1 protein-coding gene is annotated in these 732 nt (G+C 49.5%); it reads right to left on the reverse strand.

The window, feature by feature from the left end:
* Positions 1 to 633 (reverse strand): hypothetical protein (locus A3754_RS01470; RefSeq protein ID WP_156496669.1); only part of this gene is annotated, 633 nt, incomplete at its 3' end.
* Positions 634 to 732 lie beyond the last annotated feature (99 nt).

Here is a 732-nt window from a genome sequence, read left to right on the forward strand (position 1 = left end):
CAGGTAGGGCGGAGCATAGTTAGTATTCGTTCCTGTACCCGGCTCATCGGTCAACATATCAGCAAGCTCTGCTACATCTACGTTTTCCAAATTCGTAGCGTCAGGATCATCACTCTTTGCCGCGCAAGCTGTAGAAGAAAAAGCATTATAAAAACTCTCTTCCAACTCTGCCGGCTCTGCTCCCACGCTTGAGGTACAAGCACCGCTATTGAAGTAGATGCTGTTCGACATTTTAACTTCAGCATCCGAACCATTCCCTAAATCGATCCCCGCATCATTATCCCGGAAGGTCGCATTCATAAGGTTGGCATTCACCAAACTATTGGTCAGATCGAGAGCCGCTCCGCCCTCGTTATCGAAAAAGGTACTATTGGCAATTTCAATCCGGCCTTTAGCAATATTAGCTTTCAGAACGCTGCCTGCGCCTGCCACCGTATTCCCGGCAAAGGTGCTGTCGACCATGGCGATTTCGATACTTTCCTCGTTCTGAGAGGTAGTAAACAGAACTCCACCGTTCGTCGCATGATTATCATGCACATAGGTTCGATTGAACGTCAGTAACTTCTTGTTGCCCGCATTACCGCGAACATAGACCACGCCACCGGACTCGTCTGCCTGATTTCCAGCAATCACAACCCTGTCAAAAATTATTGACCCGCCAGTCAGAATTGCCGCACCGGACCCGCTATCACCAGCGCCTTCCGCTCTTCCACCTTCCAACGTCAATTACTG

This window comes from Alcanivorax sp. HI0083 (assembly GCF_001635175.1).